The following is an 18,347-nucleotide window of genomic DNA, read 5'->3' as shown; positions in this document are numbered from 1 at the left end:
GGCGGGCTTTTTTGTGAAATAAACCGGAGGCCTATTCTTTTGTGAACCTGAAGACTTACTCTTAAACGGCATCAGAAGCCAGCTCCCAAGAGCATTAATCAAACTTAATCTCGATTTATTTTTTAAATCCTTAATCCAAAGCGACTTGGAGCAGGATTTTCAGTCAATCGTAGTTTTACTACAATTTTACAGATTTAATGAAAAAGTACGGTTCGCAATCTATTTTTTATCTAAATTCGGTGACATAATACCAAATAAAACGCACAATATATTATGAAAAACACCTCAAATTCTGAGAAAGTTTCAGAAAACCATATTTCGGGTATCAACCGTGTGGTAAAACTGGAAATTGTGGTTGAGGGCAAGGCTATCAATCACTTTAAACACTTTCGTTTACAACAAAGTGCAAGAAAGCACCATGATTTTGAACTGATATTGGCGCATGATTCTTTAGGCGAAGTACAAAATCACAACCTTGAACAGGCGCAAAAGTTTTTGGGAAAAAGAATCACCATTGTTTTTAAATATAAAGATGCTGAAAGTGAAAGCCCCGAAAGAACATTTGTGGGTCTTATTACCAAAGTTGCCTTCAGTCAGGAAAAAATGAGTCTGGGAAATATTATCTTAAAAGGAAAAAGCCCCACTATTCTCATGGATTCAGCTCCCCATACCCAAAGTTTCGGGGGAGACCAAATGGTGAATACCAATATTATTGCGAACAGGATCATCAAGGAGACTCTGGGATCAAACAAATTTGATTTCAGGATAGATACGCAGAACAAAAGTTATATCAGCTACAGTTCACAATACAACGAAACCCATTACAATTACCTTACAAGGATTGCTGAAGCCTATGGAGAACAGTTTTATTATGATGGTGAAATTCTACATTTCGGAAAACTTCCCTCTTCTGAAAAACCGATCCAGCTGGTGTATGGAAGCAATGTCAATGATGTCAATGTTGAGCTGAAAGCCGTTCACACCAAACCGGAATACTTCGGCTATAACAGCAGCAGCCATACTAAAATGGTGGGTGTGGATGACCGTATACAACATTTGGGAGAATTGTCTTCCAAAGCTTATGACCTTAATGACAGTATTTTTACAACCCGGTCACTGACTCCTACTCCCATCAATGCCAATATGTTCCGTGATGTAGATGATTCCCAGAAGAGTGCAAGAGGAAGTAAAGCCGTAGAGGTCTTTACCGTTTCAGGACATACAACAGTACCATTCCTCTACATTGGCTGTGTTGCAGATCTGGCCATGAGAAAGACGGACAGCAATGACACTTCGCATTTTACAACCCTTATGGTTACGGAGGTAAGTCACGAAGTGGATGCAAGAGGATATTATACAGGAAGCTTTGAAGCCATCGCTGAAGGAACCGGTTTTATGCCAAAACCTGATTTTGAAATGCCTAAAGCAGAACCGCAGGTAGCCACCGTAATATCCAATGCAGATCCATTGAATCAAGGAAGAATCCAGGTCCGGTTTGACTGGCAGGTGAATGATACGACCCATTTTATAAGAATGATGAGCCCGGATGCAGGAGGAACAGATGCCATCACCCAAAACAGAGGTTTTGTAGCCATTCCGGAGATTGGCGATCAGGTGATGGTGGGATTTGAATACCACAACCCTGATTTTCCATTTGCAATGGGCGGAATGTTTCACGGGAAGGTAGGCCTGGGCGGAGGAATAGACAATCATTTGAAATCCATACAGACGAGAAGCGGTATTATGGTGCTAATGAATGATGCAGAAAAAAGTGTCACCATTAAAGATCCAAGCGGAAATACTTATTTTATGGATGGTCAGGGTAACATTCATGTTACTGCACCGAAGAACATGAATTTTACAGCAGGAGAAGATATGAAGATTTCCGTGGGAAGGAATATGATAACTAAGATCGGACAGGACAGCACCCTGAATATTGGAAATGACCATACCGAATCCATCACAAAAAGATACACCCAAACCTCTGAAAATAAAAGTGTAACCGTTAAGAAAGATCAAACCGAAAGCACTGGCAATACCTTTAAAAGTATTTCCGGAGAAGCGGATATACAGACTTCCAAGGGCGATTTAAAACTGAGAGGATCATCATTAGCCGTATTCCAGGGAGGAAAAGATGTAAAAGTAAGTAAAGGCTAAATGCATGGCGGATGATGAAAATAAATTTTCATTGGCTGCCAGAGAATATAATTACGGCCTCAACAATTGAATGCAATCCAAAATAGTAACACATGGAAGATCAGAATACTTCAGCGCATGATCGTAAGCTTTCTGAAAAAAGAGCTGAAAAACAAAAAAAAGCTAACGAAGATTCTCCTTTAGAAAAAAGAGAAATGGTCATGCATGGAGCAAAATTGAAGTGCCCCTATGCACAGGCGCCAGGAGAACTTAAAGTGACCTCTAATGAAATACATCTTCAGGATAAAATATTTGCTACAGAGGGTGATGGAAATAACATGGTCAATCTTCAATTTAAAGGAACCTGCGGACACCCCAAATGGCCGGCAAGAAACATATCTCCTCCTCCCTGCATGAGCGTCATAAAATTGAGCCCTTGGCAAAGTTTAGGTAGTACTACTATTCAAAAGCAAACAGCTCTGGTAAAAGAATCTTTTATCTTTTGTGATCCTGAATTTAATTCAGCCGTAGCGAAACCTATTCCAATAGTGGAGAGGGCTTTAACACCAGAAGATAACATTTATACTGTTTCAGTTTATTATAATGATGTAAAAATTGATCCTGAATCATTCGTATTTATTTCATCGGAACCTGCGATGCCCAAAATAAGAATTGAAGTATTTATAGGAAAAGATTGTATACATAAAAGTTTGCGATTTAGATTAAAGACAGAATTCAAATTTAAGGCAAGTGCAACGCTCTATGACAGAAATGATGTTGATTATTTTCCTGCAAAGTCTGATGGTGGAAATGCATTTATGATTGCCAATAAAGGAAAAACTAAATGGGATGTTGATTTTCGTGGGCTATTTAGAGGAGGAACTGCAACTGTAGAAATATGGAATGAAGGAAAAACTTCTATTTTGAGTAGCTTTCAATTTTATATAAGAGGAAAAAATCCTACAAAAGAAGTCGTAAAAAAATATATGAATGATAAAGGATATTTAAAATATTGGCCAGTATATAGAATGATTCTTCACGAATCAGGTAGCGAATTTCATCCAGTTGTAAGACAGTTTTGGGATCCCGAGTTTGTAGGAAAAGGAAAAAATCGAAAAGAGGCAATATATGGACCTTCTGGTAGAGTATTTGAAAGTAAAGGAATTCCAAACTATGGAGAACCGGATGGATGGGGAATATGCCAAATAGATTTTACGTATGAAAAAAGAGAAAAAACGGATCAAGATTACATTACAAGAATAAATAAAAATCCTAATTACATATGGAACTGGAAGGAAAATCTATCTATAAAGATGGATAAAAAGATTTCAGATAAATTAGATGCAGCTAAAAAGTATTTGGAAAAATTACTAAAAAAATGCAATTACTCCGTAAAGCCGACGGAGCAAAAAGAAGGAAATCTTACTTATAAGTGGTGCCCGACAACCATTCCGGAACTTTCCCATTTAAATAAATATATGCCACAGAAAGCTGATAATTCTTCTGTTAAATCTTTATTGGATGCGGAATTTATAAAACTATATAATGGAGGACATTATCTATCGAATATTGATAGTAATGGAAATGCAACTTTCAAAAATCATGAAGAATATAAAGGGATAAAAATTTATTATGTTGAAAAGATTAGCAATATAACTGAATGAAAAATTATTTTTTAATACTACTACTGGTGATTTCCTGCGCGAGAAATCAACCTAAAAAAATATCAAACGATGAAAGTATCAATATAGCGAAAATTGATTCTACGGAGATTGATGGTAAAATACCTACACCTTCCAAGAAGCCAAGTGCGCCAAAACATATAGATACATTGAATATTCCATCGCAATATATAGTAACAATTCCATTAGAAGTTAATAAAAAAAAGATAGACATTCGATTGCAACTCTCTATGTCTGAAGATTTTTCAGGTAGAAAAAATTATACCATTGCTGAAATACAAGAAGACACAAATAACCTTTTACCTAAGTCTGCATACGAATGTATAGAAGGAACTATTGAGCTTCAGCATTGGCAAGCTATAAATAAGAATTCATATTATGATACTTATGATTATTATAAAAATAAAGATTTTAAAGAAAATGATTTTGCCAACAGGAAAAAAATAATTTTCCGTAATACAGATTATAACTTTATAACGATAACAGATATGAATAATGATGGGTATGAAGATCTTCTCATTCTGGATCTTGCAAGCTCTATGAGGGACAATGATATGTATCAATTTTACAAATGGTCTGAAAAAGAAAGCAAATTTATATTTGTACCAGATTTTTTTGATAAAGCAGCATTCTATGGATGGGACAAAACAGGAAAATATGTAATAACCGGAGTGAGTGATACCAAAGAAAGAAAACTCTATAAAAATAAAATTGTTGGGGGCAAGCTTAAGACCATTGATCAATGTACGGAATATGCAGTTTCAGATCAACTTTGTTGGTAGATCAATATCTTTTGAGTGTTCATGAAAAACAGAAAACAGCACGGCTAAAAATGGTGAATTACTTATTGAGTATACAAAAATGAAAAGCTTAGTTACTAGTCTCATATTATTTTTCTTTGTTCCTGCTTGCGGGCAAAAGGCTGTTCATGACAGCCTGAAAGTATATTATCCGGATTCATTGACTGTACATAAAAATTTTAAAGACGGAACCGTATCCAATACACTTACCGTAAAAGTCATTAATCCCTGTACCGCTGAAAAAAACAGATTTGACGGAGCGGTAACCATTATCAGCGCTGCTCTCGAAAATAAAAATTACAGGGACAGTATAGTTTACAATTACCCCTATGCACAATCAGGTTTAATCAATTTAAAAACAAACAATATATCTAATGATAACATCAATAAGCATCAGGCTGTCTTCATCCCCTTTACGTATTGCGGGAATTGGGATAATGATACAAAAGTCTCCTACATTATCTTGTATAACCAGAAAAAATATCTGTACCATATAAAATACTACTGCGGGGAAGATGGGAAATGTAAGCTGAATGATAATCTAAATAGTACATTAAAAGATTTACCTTCAACATTAAGATTAAGAATCAGTAAAGACCTGAAAACAAAATATAATAAGTCAAGTGATTTTCAATAATGAGCTCAAAATAAAACGTCATGAGTGAAGAACAACAAAAAGATGATTATTCTGCCAATCCCAATCAGAAGGTTTATGATATGCCGCATCAGGTGGATCATGAAGTGAATGTGGTGAAAATATATTTTGCGAAGCAGGTTCCTAAAATGATTTGGGAAACAAAGGAAGAAACATATACCGTAAAAAGCGGAGGTAAGGTATCTGACGTCAAAAAGAAGTATGAAAAAAAAGGAAGAAGGAACCTTAAGGCAGATAAAGAAGATTCTGTACAATTAAAGGCAAAAGAATCGGTGAAAATTACCTGGGAAGAAGAAGTACAGGAAATGAAAGATGGAAAGCCCGTTTTTGATTATGAAAGAATCGATAAAACAATCATTAAAAAGAAAGTATGGGTTGTAGCAGAATGTCAGGGAACCAGTGGAAAACTCTCTGTTGAGATCCATGAAAATAAATTAACAAATCCGGAAAACGTATATGAAAACCCTGTCAAGTTTTTAGATGGGGAGGAAGAGAAAAGCAAAATTGAATTCAATATCAATGGAACCTTAGTATACGCTAAAGAAATAACATTGCGTCCCAAAAGTGACCCAGATCTGAAAAAATTGATAGAAAAGTTTAGTAAAAGAGAGAATGTAAATGCTTTTTTATATTTCAAAGCTGAAGTAACAGGAACAGAAGATGAAGTGAAATTTCCGGATGAGACGCGTGAGTTTTTAAATAAAGATAGCGAACGGTTTGAGATTACAGGAACTCCTTGTTATTGCAACAGAGATATCACCGTTGATGAGATGATAGACTTAATTTATCATTTGAGAGATAAACAAAATTACAAGTCAAAAAGAGATTCATTTTTTACTAGTGGCAAAGAAAAAATAATTGCCATCGGTATTACCAGCGGAAAGATCTCTGAAAACAGAGATAAAATAAAATTATTTACCGATGAAATGAACACGATGTTTAAGAAGTTCAAAATTAAAACATGTAAAAGAAAAATACATTTTATAGGTCAAATGTATCTGGAGACCATAAGCTTTACCTATACTTTTGAAAGTAGAGACTCCGTACCGGATAACTATAAAGGCGGTGTCGATTTTCAGGGGAGAGGGATGAAACAAATAACCCATGACTATAATTATCTGGCCTATTATGACTATGTCAATAGTACTACCCATTCAGAAACTTATATGAAATTCAGATCGGGTTATGAAAGCGTTGGCGAGTGTGTGAAAAACAGGCCTAAAGCTCAGGAAAAAGGTCTCGATGCAGCCTTTTATGAAGGATTGAAAACGTATGCTAAAAACATTTCTGAAAATTTATTCCATGCTTTTAATTCTGCCGGCTGGTATTCTACTATTTATAAAACCGCTACTATTAATGCCATGGATGAGGGATTGGAGGATTCAAATGTTGAAAAAGTAACAACAGCTATTAATGGCGGACAAACTAATATCGCTGAAAGAAAGAGTTATACCAAATGGACCAGAGAATTTTTTAAATATGATACAGAATGCGTAAACAAATAATATACCTGTTTTTCTTGCTTTTTTATTCTCTGCAAAGCTGCCAGAGTGTACCATTGAATAATGATATTCCGGTTTTACAGAATAAGAAAAAAGTAGGGTCTATCAATCAGGCTACTGATTTTAAATGTGACAGCTGTTACACTTTAAAAAAGATGAAAGTAAATGACAGAAATTTCACCTTCAAAATACCTGTTTCTCTAAATAATATTAATGATAAGAACATTCTTCAAGAGGATTATGAGCTTTTATCTGATCAATCGAAAGACGGTTTGGTAATCAAATACAACAGTCTCTATAATTCAGATTCATACATTTTCCGGATTGGAAAAAATAAAAACAATATTGCAATTACTAAAACAAGCAAGATCAGTTCTTCAGTTAATCATCATAAAATTGCCAAAGATGACTATGTAGATTATCCTGCAACTTCAATATGTGAAAAAGAAGGCAGTCATATTTTGTATGATGATCGGGAGATTAGCTTGAATAAGTATTTTATAAATTCTGATAAAAATTGTTTTTTATGCCCCTCAAAGTATAGTGTGAAAGAATGTTTGGAGAAAAAGAAAATCAATGCCAAATTTAAATGGCAATAGTAAGGTGGTAAATGAATGAAAAATTATAGACCAATGTTTCTCATAGATGTTAAATTAAAACTTTTTAAAAGGAAAAAAGCAAAAATAGTTCAACAGATGCAACAGGATTGTGACGGATCATGGAACAAAAAAAACCAGTGGGTTTCCTCTGGCGGGAAAGTGGTTTTTAAGTAAAAATAATGGTTTAATTGGCATCAGCAAATTGTAAAATGAGTAAAAAATTATGGAGCCCGTATTTCCCATCAATATTAAATTGAACCTTACCGAAGGAAAGAAATTTTATCGATATTCCTATAATGAATATACCACCATCAACGGACAAACGCACAGAAGCGAGCTCAACAAAAATTTTCATGTTACGCTGAAGCTTTTAGAAAAAGAAAGATTTGAATACCATATCGAAATTTTCGACAGAGTGCACAGAGATAAGGAACTCTCACTTTCTGAAAAAGATTTTTTAGCCAGAATTGCAGAAATCAATGATGAGGTAGTGCTTATAACGGACGAATATGGAAAATTAAAAAGCGTAGAGGAATTATCAGTTCTTCAGAATAAAGTAGAAAAAACGGTAGAAAAACTCTCCAGATCCTATGTGGGAAAACAGGCAGAGGATACGTATCAATTTTTAAAAGAATTTTACCAAAAGGAACATTTAGTGGGCCAGGATTTTTTAAAAAATAATCATTTTGGAATGATCGTCCATCAATTTTACGGAAGGTATGACCGTGAAAATACAACAAAGTATACCGTACGCTACCGCAATTTTATGGCCAATACGGTAATAGATATAGAAGAGCGGGTACAGCCGGAGGACATGCGTTGTGATGATGAATTAATGCTCTTACAGTATAATGGTCATATTCCTTCAGATAAAAACTGGGAAATGTTTTATGGGGAAATGAAAAGAAAGGAAATTGCTTATCATCATGAAACAGACGTTCCGAAGCTGGACAAATATAAAGGGCAGATTTTACTGGATTTTAAAACCAAAGAAGTTTTGGAGCATAAACTTACGATAGAATTTTCCCTGGGAGAAAACTACCAAAAGAAAATCATCTATCATATCAAAGAAATAAGCGATGAAGAACTATAAAAAATAAGATGAATTGAAGAACTGCACGAGCAGCGGATGTCTGAGCTCTACCTAATAAAACCTCAGATAATTCCCGTCAGGAAATAGCAAAAACTCCCGTATAAAAAAAGAAAAATAATATGGCGACACGTATTACAATAACAGATTCCGGGCAAACCCAAACTTTAAACGGCCCAGTGGCTCCGGATACTCCCGACAATTCATTGCAGCGTATTACTGAGGTTTATTTTGCCAAAAAAACCACAACAGACAATGGGACAAGAGTCAATTTCACGAAAATTGATTCTGCTCATGTGCAGCAAGATGATCAGAATCAAAATATTCCCTACGATTCCATATTGGGAAAAACGGTGTATCTGGTCATAGAGACCAGCAATATGACCGACTTGAGTATCGATGCGGTGATAAGACCTTCAGCCAATACCATGACAGACAATACCGATACCTTACAGTTAATGCGTTTTGTATCCCCTGACCGGTATGAGGCACAGAGGTTATTTACTGTACGGGTAGGAAATCTTGATGCCCTTAACAACAGAAATGGCAGACATGATCATTACACGAATGTAAATGATCATATCAATAAGGCAATCATTAAACTTCAACTAAGGCCCGATGGAAGAGCTACTTTTGATGACTGGACCAGAAGACTGGGAGATCAAACTATTAATCTGGAAGTAGCGGTAGAAAGAACAGACAATAATCCCTGTGCGTATGGAGATGGGCAGGAAGAAGTCAATGGAGCGGGTATTTTCTTAAATGATGACCGGGGGAGATTCAGAGTGGTCAATAAAAATATATATACCATTTATCATGGCAGTAATACCTACAATACTTTACGGGTGATTACTCCAAATCCAGAAAGAAGAAGAAGGATTCAGAAAGTTCGCAATACCCATTCTACAGAGGTGATCTTTTTTTATTACGACCAAAACGATAATGAGCACAGGATCTGTGCCAGAACGAAGGAAAGTGTTACCAGAAAAAGAAGAGTCAATACAGTTCCACCGCTGGCCCAAAGAGGAAATCTTTTGGAAACAATAGATTTCACCGCAAACAGGGCTGCCGGAGAACAGATCGATGCCCATCAGTTATTGGTATATTCTAACGGAACCCTCGGTGATGGCGCAACCGATAAATGGTACGCCAATCAAACAGACAGTGTAGATTTGGTGAATATGGATATTTTAGGAAACCAGGGCGTAGGGCCACAGATTTTTGAGGCTTTCCATTACAATCAAAACGGAGTGGTCATCCGGTATGGATTTCAGCATACGCGAAGAAGAAGCATTCAGCCGGATTTATTTGCCGGTTTCTTAGGGGCATTGGCTCAGTTCAGACAGGAAGGGCACGATCATTATATCGTATCTCAGGGCTTTTCTTATTCTGATGCTTCGTGCTATCCCAGTGCAGAACATGTGAACGGAGAAGCGGGAGACTTGAATTTATTGACGACTCTGCAAAATGGAGTTAATACCATCCTTACGGCTGCCAATTTTGATTATGACAATCAGGTTATTCTCCGGAATATTCTTTTTGAGTTTGGATTCGAATCCGGGCGATCAGAGAATTTTTCCAATACTTCCAATACCAGTGCGGAAGACAATGCGAGTACAAGATTACCTCACACCACCCATACCGCCACTCCGAGACATAATAATCATTTGCATGTTCACGGTTTCACCCCAATATCAGATATCTATGCCTAAAATTACTATCGCTTGCTTCACCCTTTTGTTTTTCCTTTTTTCCTGCTACAGTAAGGCGCAGAAAGAAAATAAGGTAACCAATAAAGAACCCCATTCAACGGATAAAGGATCAGTTTTATTTAACACCAATAAAGCAGATTGTATCAGTCTGCCATTCGGGTATTCAGATCTTTTAAAACGAAAAACCGTTGACTCCGTTCTGTCTGCGATACAGGATGAAAATAAATTAAAGGAAATCCATGGATTACAATTTGAAAAATTAATCCGGAAAGATCTTGTATGGCTTCCTGAAGCGTACGATGTTCTTCTGCCCTTCAGCACGAGTGTCAATGAAAAAAATGATCCTATTAAAACAGCCTCTCGCTTTCTGTGTTACGGAGACTATTCAGTGTACTTTATGGCGGTCTATAATACCGTACGTTATGCCGAACCGTTTATCGAAAAAATATATTTGGTTTCAACGAGAGACGGTAAGCTGATCGATATGAAGAGAATCTATCTTAACCATCAGGGAGAAATGGGATTTGCCAACTATACTCTATTCAATATTGATGAAAATAAGATCATTGCTCTGCAGGATTATGAGCTGACTGAAAATCCTTTTCAATTAAAACCATTAAAAAAATACCAGATTCTGCCCTCAGGAAAATTTGCCCGATACTTTGATAAGGATGGTTCCTTTAAAAATGATGAAGAACAAGGTCTGGTGAAAAATCATCATAAAGAAGGAAAATGGATCGAAACCCAACCCAACGGATCTCTGGATGCACAAAAATATCCGGAATTTACCGATTCGTATACGTATCTGGAAGCAGAATATAAAAAAGGTTTACCCACTGGAACATGGAAATTTTACAAATTACTGCAACAATATAATGAAAAAACAGGGGAACCTCTGCTGAATACCCGAAAGAAAGGACCATTGATCTATACTGAAACGTATCGGGAAGGCGCATTAGAAAAGCGGGAATTTCATTAACATTCCAGAACTTTAACAGTCTGATAAACGTATGCCTATTGCTTTGTTGGAATATCGCAAAGGCGCAAGGTTTTTCAAGCTGTATGGATAGTTTAAGGCGCAAGAAAATCAAAGATTTTAAGCTAGGTATTTATTAAGGAATAAATCGTATTCGATTCTATCATATAAGCTCAAGCTTTTTTTAACGCAAAGGTTTTATAAGACACTGAAGATTTTAGGGAAGCAAAGATGGCGGATGCTCCGCTGATGAAGCGGACGGATAAAACGATCGCTTCATCTAATCAATCAAGGATTGATTTCCTCTTTGCCTCCTATTCTATGCATTATGATAGTAAACCTTTGCGTTAATGAAATTTCTATTATCATAAAACTTGTGCCTATTACTTTGTTGGAACATCGCAAAGACGCAAGGTTTTTCAAGCTGTATAGATAGTTTAAGGCGCAAGAAAATCAAAGATTTTCAACTAGGTATTTATTAAGGAATATATCGTATTCGATTCTATCATATAAGCTCAAGCTTTTTTTAACGCAAAGTTTTTTTAAGATCCTGATGATTTTAGGGAAGCAAAGGTGGCGGATGCTCCGCTGATGAAGCGGACGGATAAAACGATCGCTTCATCAAATCAATCAAGGATTGATTTCTTCTTTGCCTCCTACTCTATGCATGATTATAGTAAACCTTTGCGTTAATGAAATTTCTATTATCATAAAACTTGTGCCTATTACTTTGTTGGAATATCGCAAAGACGCAAGGTTTTTCAAGCTGTATGGATAGTTTAAGGCGCAAGAAAATCAAAGATTTTCAGCTAGGTATTTATTAGGGAATAAATCGTATTCGATTCTATCATATAAGCTCAAGTTTTTTTTAACGCAAAGTTTTTATAAGCACTGAAGATTTTAGGGAAGCAAAGATGGCGGATGCTCCGCTGACGAAGCGGACGGATAAAACGATCGCTTCATCTAATCAATCAAGGATTGATTCCTTCTTTGCCTCCTACTCTATGCATGATTATAGTCAACCTTTGCGTTAATGAAATTTCTATTATCATAAAACTTGTGCCTATTACTTTGTTGGAACATCGCAAAGGCGCAAGGTTTTTCAAGCTGTATAGATATTTAAGGCGCAAGAAAATCAAAGATTTTCAGCTAGGTATTTATTAAGGAATAAATCGTATTCGATTCTATCATATAAGCTCAAGCTTTTTTTAACGCAAAGTTCTTATAAGACACTGAAGATTTTAGGGAAGCAAAGGTGGCGGATGCTCCGCTGATGAAGCGGACGGATAAAACGATCGCTTCATCAAATCAATCATGGATTGATTTCCTCTTTGCCTCCTATTCTATGCATTATGATAGTAAACCTTTGCGTTAATGAAATTTCTATTATAATAAAACTTGTGCCTATTACTTTGTTGGAATATCGCAAAGACGCAAGGTTTTTCAAGCTGTATGGATAGTTTAAGGTGGAAGAAAATCAAAGATTTTCAGCTAGGTATTTATTAAGGAATAAATCGTATTCGATTCTATCATATAAGCTCAAGCTTTTTTTAACGCAAAGTTTTTATAAGACACTGAAGATTTTAGGGAAGCAGAGATGGCGGATGCTCCGCTGATGAAGCGGACGGATAAAACGATCGCTTCATCAAATCAATCAAGGATCGATTCCTTCTTTGCCTCCTACTCTATGCATCATGATAAGTAAACCTTTGCGTTAATGAAATTTCTATTATCATAAAACTTGTGCCTATTACTTTGTTGGAACATCGCAAAGGCGCAAGGTTTTTCAAGCTGTATGGATAGTTTAAGGCGCAAGAAAATCAAAGATTTTCAGCTAGGTATTTATTAAGGAATAAATCGTATTCGATTCTATCATATAAGCTCAAGCTTTTTTTAACGCAAAGTTTTTATAAGACACTGAAGATTTTAGGGAAGCAAAGATGGCGGATGCTCCGCTGATGAAGCGGACAGATAAAACGTTCGCTTCATCAAATCAATCAAGGATTGATTTCTTCTTTGCCTCCTACTCTATGCATGATTATAGTAAACCTTTGCGTTAATGAAATTTCTATTATCATAAAGCTTGTGCCTATTACTTTGTTGGAACATCGCAAAGACGCAAGGTTTTTCAAGCTGTATGGATAGTTTAAGGCGCAAGAAAATCAAAGATTTTCAGCTAGGTATTTATTAGGGAATAAATCGTATTCGATTCTATCATATAAGCTCAAGTTTTTTTTAACGCAAAGTTTTTATAAGCACTGAAGATTTTAGGGAAGCAAAGATGGCGGATGCTCCGCTGATGAAGCGGACAGATAAAACGATCGCTTCATCGAATCAATCATGGATTGATTTCCTCTTTGCCTCCTATTCTATGCATTATGATAGTAAACCTTTGCGTTAATGAAATTTCTATTATCATAAAACTTGTGCCTATTACTTTGTTGGAACATCGCAAAGGAGCAAGGTTTTTCAAGCTGTATGGATAGTTTAAGGCGCAAGAAAATCAAAGATTTTAAGCTAGATATTTATTAGGGAATAAATCGTATTCGATTCTATCATATAAGCTCAAGCTTTTTTTAACGCAAAGTTTTTATAAGACACTGAAGATTTTAGGGAAGCAAAGATGGCGGATGCTCCGCTGATGAAGCGGACGGATAAAACGATCGCTTCATCTAATCAATCAAGGATTGATTTCTTCTTTGCCTCCTACTCTATGCATGATTATAGTCAACCTTTGCGTTAATGAAATTCTATTCGTTAGTTTACTTCTTCCCTCTCCTTTCCAAAATAAGGTGTGCTGCATCCAGCATTTTAGTCAAATGAATGTACGGACTGATAATATTTCTTTCCGGCAGATTATCGTAGACGCCCATTGAAAAGTACACCATTCCGGACATAAAATAATCAAATTCCTGTACGCTGTATTCTCTGAATGCTTTTTTAAAAACCAGCAGAGGATTATGATATTCTTTCTCCGAAAGCAAGCCAAGAACCAATGGAGAAACATCTTCTAACTGAGTATTGGCGGCCCATTTCTTTTCCTTCAGTGTGATGAGATAACCTGCCCGGATAAACGACTGCATCGACTGGCGAAAGTGAAAGATCACGGATGGATCTTCTTTGATCCAGCGATCCTTTTTTACCGCATAATTCATAATGCTGTTGAGTCTCTTTTTAGAGGTAGTCAGGTCAGTGAACTGAAAAAAGTTTTCTATCAGCCGGAGTCCGGAGTGCTTTCTGCGAACGGCCCAAAACCGGGTTTCGAAGTCTGTTCTGTTCTTTTTCATGGGGGTGTACTTTTATTATGCATTAATATTTTTATAAATGTAATAAAAATTCGTCACAATTCGGATTTGAGTCCGAGATTTTTATAAGAATAAGTAATTTATTTGTTTCTATGACAGAAGCAAATAGAAAAATTGTTGAATTTATAAGGGATGAATGGGTTGTTCCTCTGAACAATAACAGCAAATTTGCAGTGGATCATAACATCGATGAAAAAACAGTGCGAAGAATAAGAGATGATGACACCTATCAAATCGCTCTTCTTACCATCATGCGAATTTGTCATGGTAAGAATATCACTCTTGCTAATTTCTTCAAAATGGTTGGAATATAAATGACATAATCAATATAATTAATCATGACGAGAGTTGGGATTTATTGTTGTCACTAAGATATTTAGTAAAACTACTCTTCGAATTCTGGAGACTTTGCGTAGGGAAGATCAAAAAAGCAAATGAACTTTTCAATATGATCAACTCAGTTATGGAATTTGATTTATAACCCAAGTCATTACTGGTAAGCTTTTTGCAAAGCACTTCAATCCCTCCTTTCTATCCGAATTATAATGATAATTCGATTCTCAAAATGATTCCGTTCTAATTAATAAGTATTTTTTATATTTGTTTACAAAACAATAACAAATGACAACATTAAGACCTGCAAAGGCAATGCATATGCCAGCTGTTTGCACTAATTGTGGAAATATATTTAATAGTGAGAGAGGCTTTTTCAGATATCCATTATTAGAATTTGGGTCTGTTCACTATGAAGTTTTAGGAGCTACACAAGTTACCGGGGTAGAAGGTACGGTTGGATGCCCAGTGTGCAATGGCATCGCTAATTTTCGGTGTGACCTATTTGATATTGTTGACGAAATGTTTCAAGATTTAAAGCGATTAGGAAAACCACAGATAATATACCTAAAAGAATTACTTATAAAGTTTAGTGAGTCAGGGAAAAGTCAAGCAGATGCGGAGGCTCTAAGACAAAATTCAGAAAGTCGAGGGATAATGATACTAGGGAAGTTTGGGAGAGAGAATGTTGGAGAGTTGACTTTAATTGCTACAATTCTTGGAATTGTAGTTAGTATTATCTTAGGAAGTATTGATAACAACACTAAAGACCAAGTTCCGATTGATAACTCAATTAATATAGAAAAGGTTTATCAGGTGGCTTTAAAACAGGATTCATATGAAGTACCTAACATAACAAATAAAGTAATTCCGAAAAATCAACCTTGCCCATGTGGTAGCAAAAAGAAATTCAAATATTGTTGTGGAAAATAAATTTTTTTATCTGAAAAAAAAATTGCCTTGCTACCGCACGAATCCTTTCGTGTGGTTTCTAGCATTATAAATCAAATATTCAAAACATCCAAACATCAACAAAACCCCACCACAAATCCTGTAGGCCCTTCCGAAGGGTCTGCAGGTACTTCCCCAACCCCCTGGAGGGTCTTCCGAACGGCCTATACCCCCTTGAGGAACGGGCGACACCCCCTTACCCAAGGGGGTAGAACGGGTTATGCAAGAGGGTAAAGAGACTTCCGAACAGCCTTCAGACCGTTGTCCAAGGGAGTGCAGCCCCTTGCCATACTCCCTTGAGGAGGTTATGTCCAACGGAAGCTGGGGAATGCCGACTATTTGCTTTTGTCAATTATTTTCACTATCTTGTAGCATGAAAAAAATTGAAAATCAAGGGAGTATAACCCATGCAGGCAGAATGAACGAACGAACAAGAGCGATGGAAGTTCTTGAAAAAGCCAAGCAAACACAGGGGAAAATTACCTTTCTAAGACAAGGGGTCGGGAGAAACTTTAAGCCAAAAACTGAGGAATCTTAAATCTAAATTGATTGAATTGATATCTTCAAAGAATGGTCTATTATCTCGTGGATAGAGAAGAAACCCGAGAATACTATACCGGAAGTCTTAAAAGAAAATACATCCGAACCGACGGACATACCGGCAATAAGCTGGATATGCTGACAGGATTCTGAATATCTCAATCGACAATCATAACGCATTTCTTCAGCGTATGGTAGATGATAAGAAAATAATGATTCGAGATAGCGCCAACGGGCATATGATTATGCTGATAAAATAAAGCAAAGCCCCTGAAATATCAGGGGTTATTTTTGTGTCATAAGGATCTGGAAAAACAAGTAGTTTTTCAATTATTTCCTTCGCAGCAAGGACACGTTTTTGATGTTTCCCGTTTTTTACAGTAATTAGCATTATTAAAAAAATTACCTCCAGGAATTCATTTCATAGTTGTAAAAGTTCACTTTCATATCTTCTATCCTGTCTTCAAGGGCTTTAATTCCTGTATGCTCATAGTGTTCCTTCTCAGATTCGTTCAAGGTGTACACAACATCGAATCCTGGGGCCGGGCTGGGAATGGGAACTGATAGGGTAATCTGTCGGCCCTCATCAAAAATAGAATATTCCCATTCTTTTTGTTCGGATACTTTCTTTTCGTTCATTGTTTCAATTGATTTTTAAGATCCCTCCCTTTTTTTCTCCCGGATGAATCTATACTTTCTTATTTCAGCCAATCCGGTTTTTTATGACACCGTGTAATGACAGATCCCTTCTAAAAACAGCAGATACCTCCCCGGCTGATATTCTCCGTAGGAAAACAGGTAGATCGCCTCATTTCTCTTTACATAATGAATTTCTAATCCATTTTCAGAGAGATACTTTTCCACAAAACTATTAACGAGACTGAATTGACTTTCTTTTATTATGATATCAAAACTTTGATCCCTTATTTGTTTTTTTAATGCTCTCAATGGATTGTTATAAAAATCCATCAGTTTGAACGCTTGATTTTCAATTGCAAAAACATGTTTGAGAGCTTTTTCTTCATCACCGTCAAATAATTTCCGCCTGATCATTTCAATGTTTTCAATCATAGCAGGATATAGTGATATACCCCAAACGATATCTTGCAGCATCTTTGCATACTCCGTATTGGCTTCTTCACCGAGAAAATTCCTTACAACCATTAACGCCATGGGATATTTTTGATACGCTTCATCTTCCGTATACACTTCCTGATCATCAATGACCGTTTTTTTTATATCCAGTAACTGATGATAAAAAGAAATATTCATGCGATCATTGGGAAATTGCTCATATTCTTCCTTTGCCTGTACTAAAGCTTTTTCAACAATTTCACGATAGTATTTCTTGGTTAATCGGTTTTCTAAATCTGTATACATCGGTCTGTTCTCATTCATTGAAACTTTGTTTGGGGAGCTCAATTGAGCTGGAATAATTCAGAAAAACTCATCATTAATGAATATATTTTCTCATATTAATTTGATTCTTGTTGATTTCAACGCTGTCTGAAGACATCAATTCTACTCCGGAATCCATTTCCTCAATTGAAAAATAAGTGGGTATCGTGTTGCCTGTAATTTTTTGAGCTTCTTCCCAGCAGGAGGTAAACCAATCGTCAAAAATCTCATACTTTTCCTGCTCGTATTCTTCCATCATTTCTTCCCATTCTTCCTCATCCTCAAAGTCATCCTCCAGATCACTCACCGTGTCCAGTAATTCTTCTGATTTTGAAAAATAATCATTCAACTCACTTCTTAAGAAATCGTTTTTTTCCGTCATGGTAAAACCAGCTGAATTGGAGGCAAAAAATACCATGGTAAACCACTCGTGACGGTATTCAAAATTATGTACAGCGATATCCTCTTTGCTAAAATTGGGAAGCATCACAACAGCTTTTCCACTGAGGACATTCACCAATTCAGCAATTATTTTTTCACGAATATCGTTTAAAGCTGACTGCAATATTGCGTTGGATTGTTTTAGTTCTTGTATGGGTTCCATTCGTTATTTTGTTAATTTTAAATACGCTCATTTAGAGATTGAATGATCATGCATTTTATAATAG

Annotated in this window: 17 protein-coding genes; 13 read left to right on the top strand and 4 right to left on the bottom strand. The window is 36.1% G+C overall.

Annotated features, from left to right (window positions below; all coding sequences use genetic code 11):
- Positions 1 to 273: 273 nt before the first annotated feature.
- From BUC06_RS20650 to BUC06_RS20610, 9 genes are all read left to right on the top strand, one after another.
- Positions 274 to 2,157 carry a type VI secretion system Vgr family protein gene (locus tag BUC06_RS20650; RefSeq protein WP_139263413.1) on the top strand — a complete coding sequence of 628 codons (1,884 nt, stop codon included), beginning with the start codon at positions 274 to 276 and terminating at the stop codon, positions 2,155 to 2,157.
- 92 nt (positions 2,158 to 2,249) lie between these two features.
- On the top strand, positions 2,250 to 3,800 hold the full coding sequence (locus BUC06_RS20645; RefSeq protein WP_073336081.1) for a PAAR-like protein: 1,551 nt from the start codon (positions 2,250 to 2,252) through the stop codon (positions 3,798 to 3,800).
- Entirely contained in the window at positions 3,797 to 4,600 is an 804-nt protein-coding gene (locus tag BUC06_RS20640; protein WP_073336079.1) for an XAC2610-related protein, read from the top strand. Before BUC06_RS20645 ends, BUC06_RS20640 begins: the two co-directional genes overlap by 4 nt.
- Positions 4,601 to 4,679: 79 nt before the next feature.
- Positions 4,680 to 5,255: a hypothetical protein gene (locus tag BUC06_RS20635; protein ID WP_073336077.1), complete on the top strand. Its 576-nt coding sequence runs from the start codon at positions 4,680 to 4,682 to the stop codon at positions 5,253 to 5,255.
- Between the two features lie 20 nt (positions 5,256 to 5,275).
- Positions 5,276 to 6,778, top strand: coding sequence for a hypothetical protein (locus BUC06_RS20630; RefSeq protein ID WP_073336075.1), 1,503 nt, complete (start codon positions 5,276 to 5,278; stop codon positions 6,776 to 6,778).
- A gap of 152 nt (positions 6,779 to 6,930) precedes the next feature.
- A complete protein-coding gene (locus tag BUC06_RS20625) occupies positions 6,931 to 7,374 on the top strand; it encodes a hypothetical protein (protein ID WP_139263412.1) in 444 nt (147 codons plus the stop codon).
- A 223-nt stretch (positions 7,375 to 7,597) separates the two neighbouring features.
- Positions 7,598 to 8,467, top strand: coding sequence for a hypothetical protein (locus BUC06_RS20620; RefSeq protein ID WP_073336072.1), 870 nt, complete (start codon positions 7,598 to 7,600; stop codon positions 8,465 to 8,467).
- A 119-nt stretch (positions 8,468 to 8,586) separates the two neighbouring features.
- The gene (locus BUC06_RS20615; RefSeq protein WP_073336070.1) at positions 8,587 to 10,176 is read left to right on the top strand and encodes a hypothetical protein; all 1,590 of its coding nucleotides are present in this window, start codon (positions 8,587 to 8,589) and stop codon (positions 10,174 to 10,176) included.
- Positions 10,169 to 11,155 carry a hypothetical protein gene (locus BUC06_RS20610; protein ID WP_073336068.1) on the top strand — a complete coding sequence of 329 codons (987 nt, stop codon included), beginning with the start codon at positions 10,169 to 10,171 and terminating at the stop codon, positions 11,153 to 11,155. Before BUC06_RS20615 ends, BUC06_RS20610 begins: the two co-directional genes overlap by 8 nt.
- 2,759 nt (positions 11,156 to 13,914) lie before the next feature.
- Here the strand turns inward: BUC06_RS20610 and BUC06_RS20605 are convergent.
- Positions 13,915 to 14,439: a hypothetical protein gene (locus tag BUC06_RS20605; protein ID WP_073336066.1), complete on the bottom strand. Its 525-nt coding sequence runs from the start codon at positions 14,437 to 14,439 to the stop codon at positions 13,915 to 13,917.
- A 110-nt stretch (positions 14,440 to 14,549) separates the two neighbouring features.
- Between BUC06_RS20605 and BUC06_RS20600 the strand changes: the two genes are divergently transcribed.
- The 4 genes from BUC06_RS20600 (at position 14,550) to BUC06_RS24330 (ending at position 16,434) form a co-directional block, all read left to right on the top strand.
- Positions 14,550 to 14,771, top strand: coding sequence for a hypothetical protein (locus tag BUC06_RS20600; protein ID WP_073336064.1), 222 nt, complete (start codon positions 14,550 to 14,552; stop codon positions 14,769 to 14,771).
- Between the two features lie 307 nt (positions 14,772 to 15,078).
- Positions 15,079 to 15,723 carry an SEC-C metal-binding domain-containing protein gene (locus tag BUC06_RS20595; RefSeq protein WP_073336062.1) on the top strand — a complete coding sequence of 215 codons (645 nt, stop codon included), beginning with the start codon at positions 15,079 to 15,081 and terminating at the stop codon, positions 15,721 to 15,723.
- A 238-nt stretch (positions 15,724 to 15,961) separates the two neighbouring features.
- Positions 15,962 to 16,279: a hypothetical protein gene (locus BUC06_RS23665; RefSeq protein WP_139263411.1), complete on the top strand. Its 318-nt coding sequence runs from the start codon at positions 15,962 to 15,964 to the stop codon at positions 16,277 to 16,279.
- A gap of 32 nt (positions 16,280 to 16,311) precedes the next feature.
- Positions 16,312 to 16,434 (top strand): hypothetical protein, encoded by a 123-nt coding sequence (locus BUC06_RS24330; RefSeq protein WP_262487935.1) that lies wholly within the window; start codon positions 16,312 to 16,314, stop codon positions 16,432 to 16,434.
- A 249-nt stretch (positions 16,435 to 16,683) separates the two neighbouring features.
- Here BUC06_RS24330 and BUC06_RS20585 read toward each other — a convergent pair whose 3' ends face one another.
- The 3 genes from BUC06_RS20585 to BUC06_RS20575 all read right to left on the bottom strand — a co-directional run bounded on the left by BUC06_RS20585 (position 16,684) and on the right by BUC06_RS20575 (position 18,283).
- The gene (locus BUC06_RS20585) at positions 16,684 to 16,920 is read right to left on the bottom strand and encodes a hypothetical protein (RefSeq protein WP_073336058.1); all 237 of its coding nucleotides are present in this window, start codon (positions 16,918 to 16,920) and stop codon (positions 16,684 to 16,686) included.
- 81 nt (positions 16,921 to 17,001) lie between these two features.
- Complete coding sequence (locus BUC06_RS20580; RefSeq protein WP_073336056.1) at positions 17,002 to 17,679, bottom strand: hypothetical protein; 678 nt, start codon at positions 17,677 to 17,679, stop codon at positions 17,002 to 17,004.
- Between the two features lie 55 nt (positions 17,680 to 17,734).
- Entirely contained in the window at positions 17,735 to 18,283 is a 549-nt protein-coding gene (locus BUC06_RS20575; protein WP_073336054.1) for a hypothetical protein, read from the bottom strand.
- Positions 18,284 to 18,347 lie beyond the last annotated feature (64 nt).

The sequence above is a fragment of the Chryseobacterium carnipullorum genome (assembly GCF_900142785.1).
In the GTDB taxonomy this organism is placed as follows: Bacteria; Bacteroidota; Bacteroidia; order Flavobacteriales; family Weeksellaceae; genus Chryseobacterium; species Chryseobacterium carnipullorum.
The sequence above is the reverse complement of the archived record's forward strand: the minus strand, read 5'-3'. Positions and strand labels throughout refer to the sequence as shown.

Coding starts and splice junctions, on each gene's coding strand:
- BUC06_RS20605 (WP_073336066.1), bottom strand. CDS start 14,439: ATGAAAAAGAACAGAACAGACTTCGAAACCCGGTTTTGGGCCGTTCGC.
- BUC06_RS20630 (WP_073336075.1), top strand. CDS start 5,276: ATGAGTGAAGAACAACAAAAAGATGATTATTCTGCCAATCCCAATCAG.
- BUC06_RS23665 (WP_139263411.1), top strand. CDS start 15,962: ATGCAAGAGGGTAAAGAGACTTCCGAACAGCCTTCAGACCGTTGTCCA.
- BUC06_RS20600 (WP_073336064.1), top strand. CDS start 14,550: ATGACAGAAGCAAATAGAAAAATTGTTGAATTTATAAGGGATGAATGG.
- BUC06_RS20640 (WP_073336079.1), top strand. CDS start 3,797: ATGAAAAATTATTTTTTAATACTACTACTGGTGATTTCCTGCGCGAGA.
- BUC06_RS20575 (WP_073336054.1), bottom strand. CDS start 18,283: ATGGAACCCATACAAGAACTAAAACAATCCAACGCAATATTGCAGTCA.
- BUC06_RS20615 (WP_073336070.1), top strand. CDS start 8,587: ATGGCGACACGTATTACAATAACAGATTCCGGGCAAACCCAAACTTTA.
- BUC06_RS20645 (WP_073336081.1), top strand. CDS start 2,250: ATGGAAGATCAGAATACTTCAGCGCATGATCGTAAGCTTTCTGAAAAA.
- BUC06_RS20620 (WP_073336072.1), top strand. CDS start 7,598: ATGGAGCCCGTATTTCCCATCAATATTAAATTGAACCTTACCGAAGGA.
- BUC06_RS20580 (WP_073336056.1), bottom strand. CDS start 17,679: ATGAATGAGAACAGACCGATGTATACAGATTTAGAAAACCGATTAACC.
- BUC06_RS20625 (WP_139263412.1), top strand. CDS start 6,931: ATGAAAGTAAATGACAGAAATTTCACCTTCAAAATACCTGTTTCTCTA.
- BUC06_RS24330 (WP_262487935.1), top strand. CDS start 16,312: ATGGTCTATTATCTCGTGGATAGAGAAGAAACCCGAGAATACTATACC.
- BUC06_RS20635 (WP_073336077.1), top strand. CDS start 4,680: ATGAAAAGCTTAGTTACTAGTCTCATATTATTTTTCTTTGTTCCTGCT.
- BUC06_RS20585 (WP_073336058.1), bottom strand. CDS start 16,920: ATGAACGAAAAGAAAGTATCCGAACAAAAAGAATGGGAATATTCTATT.
- BUC06_RS20595 (WP_073336062.1), top strand. CDS start 15,079: ATGACAACATTAAGACCTGCAAAGGCAATGCATATGCCAGCTGTTTGC.
- BUC06_RS20650 (WP_139263413.1), top strand. CDS start 274: ATGAAAAACACCTCAAATTCTGAGAAAGTTTCAGAAAACCATATTTCG.
- BUC06_RS20610 (WP_073336068.1), top strand. CDS start 10,169: ATGCCTAAAATTACTATCGCTTGCTTCACCCTTTTGTTTTTCCTTTTT.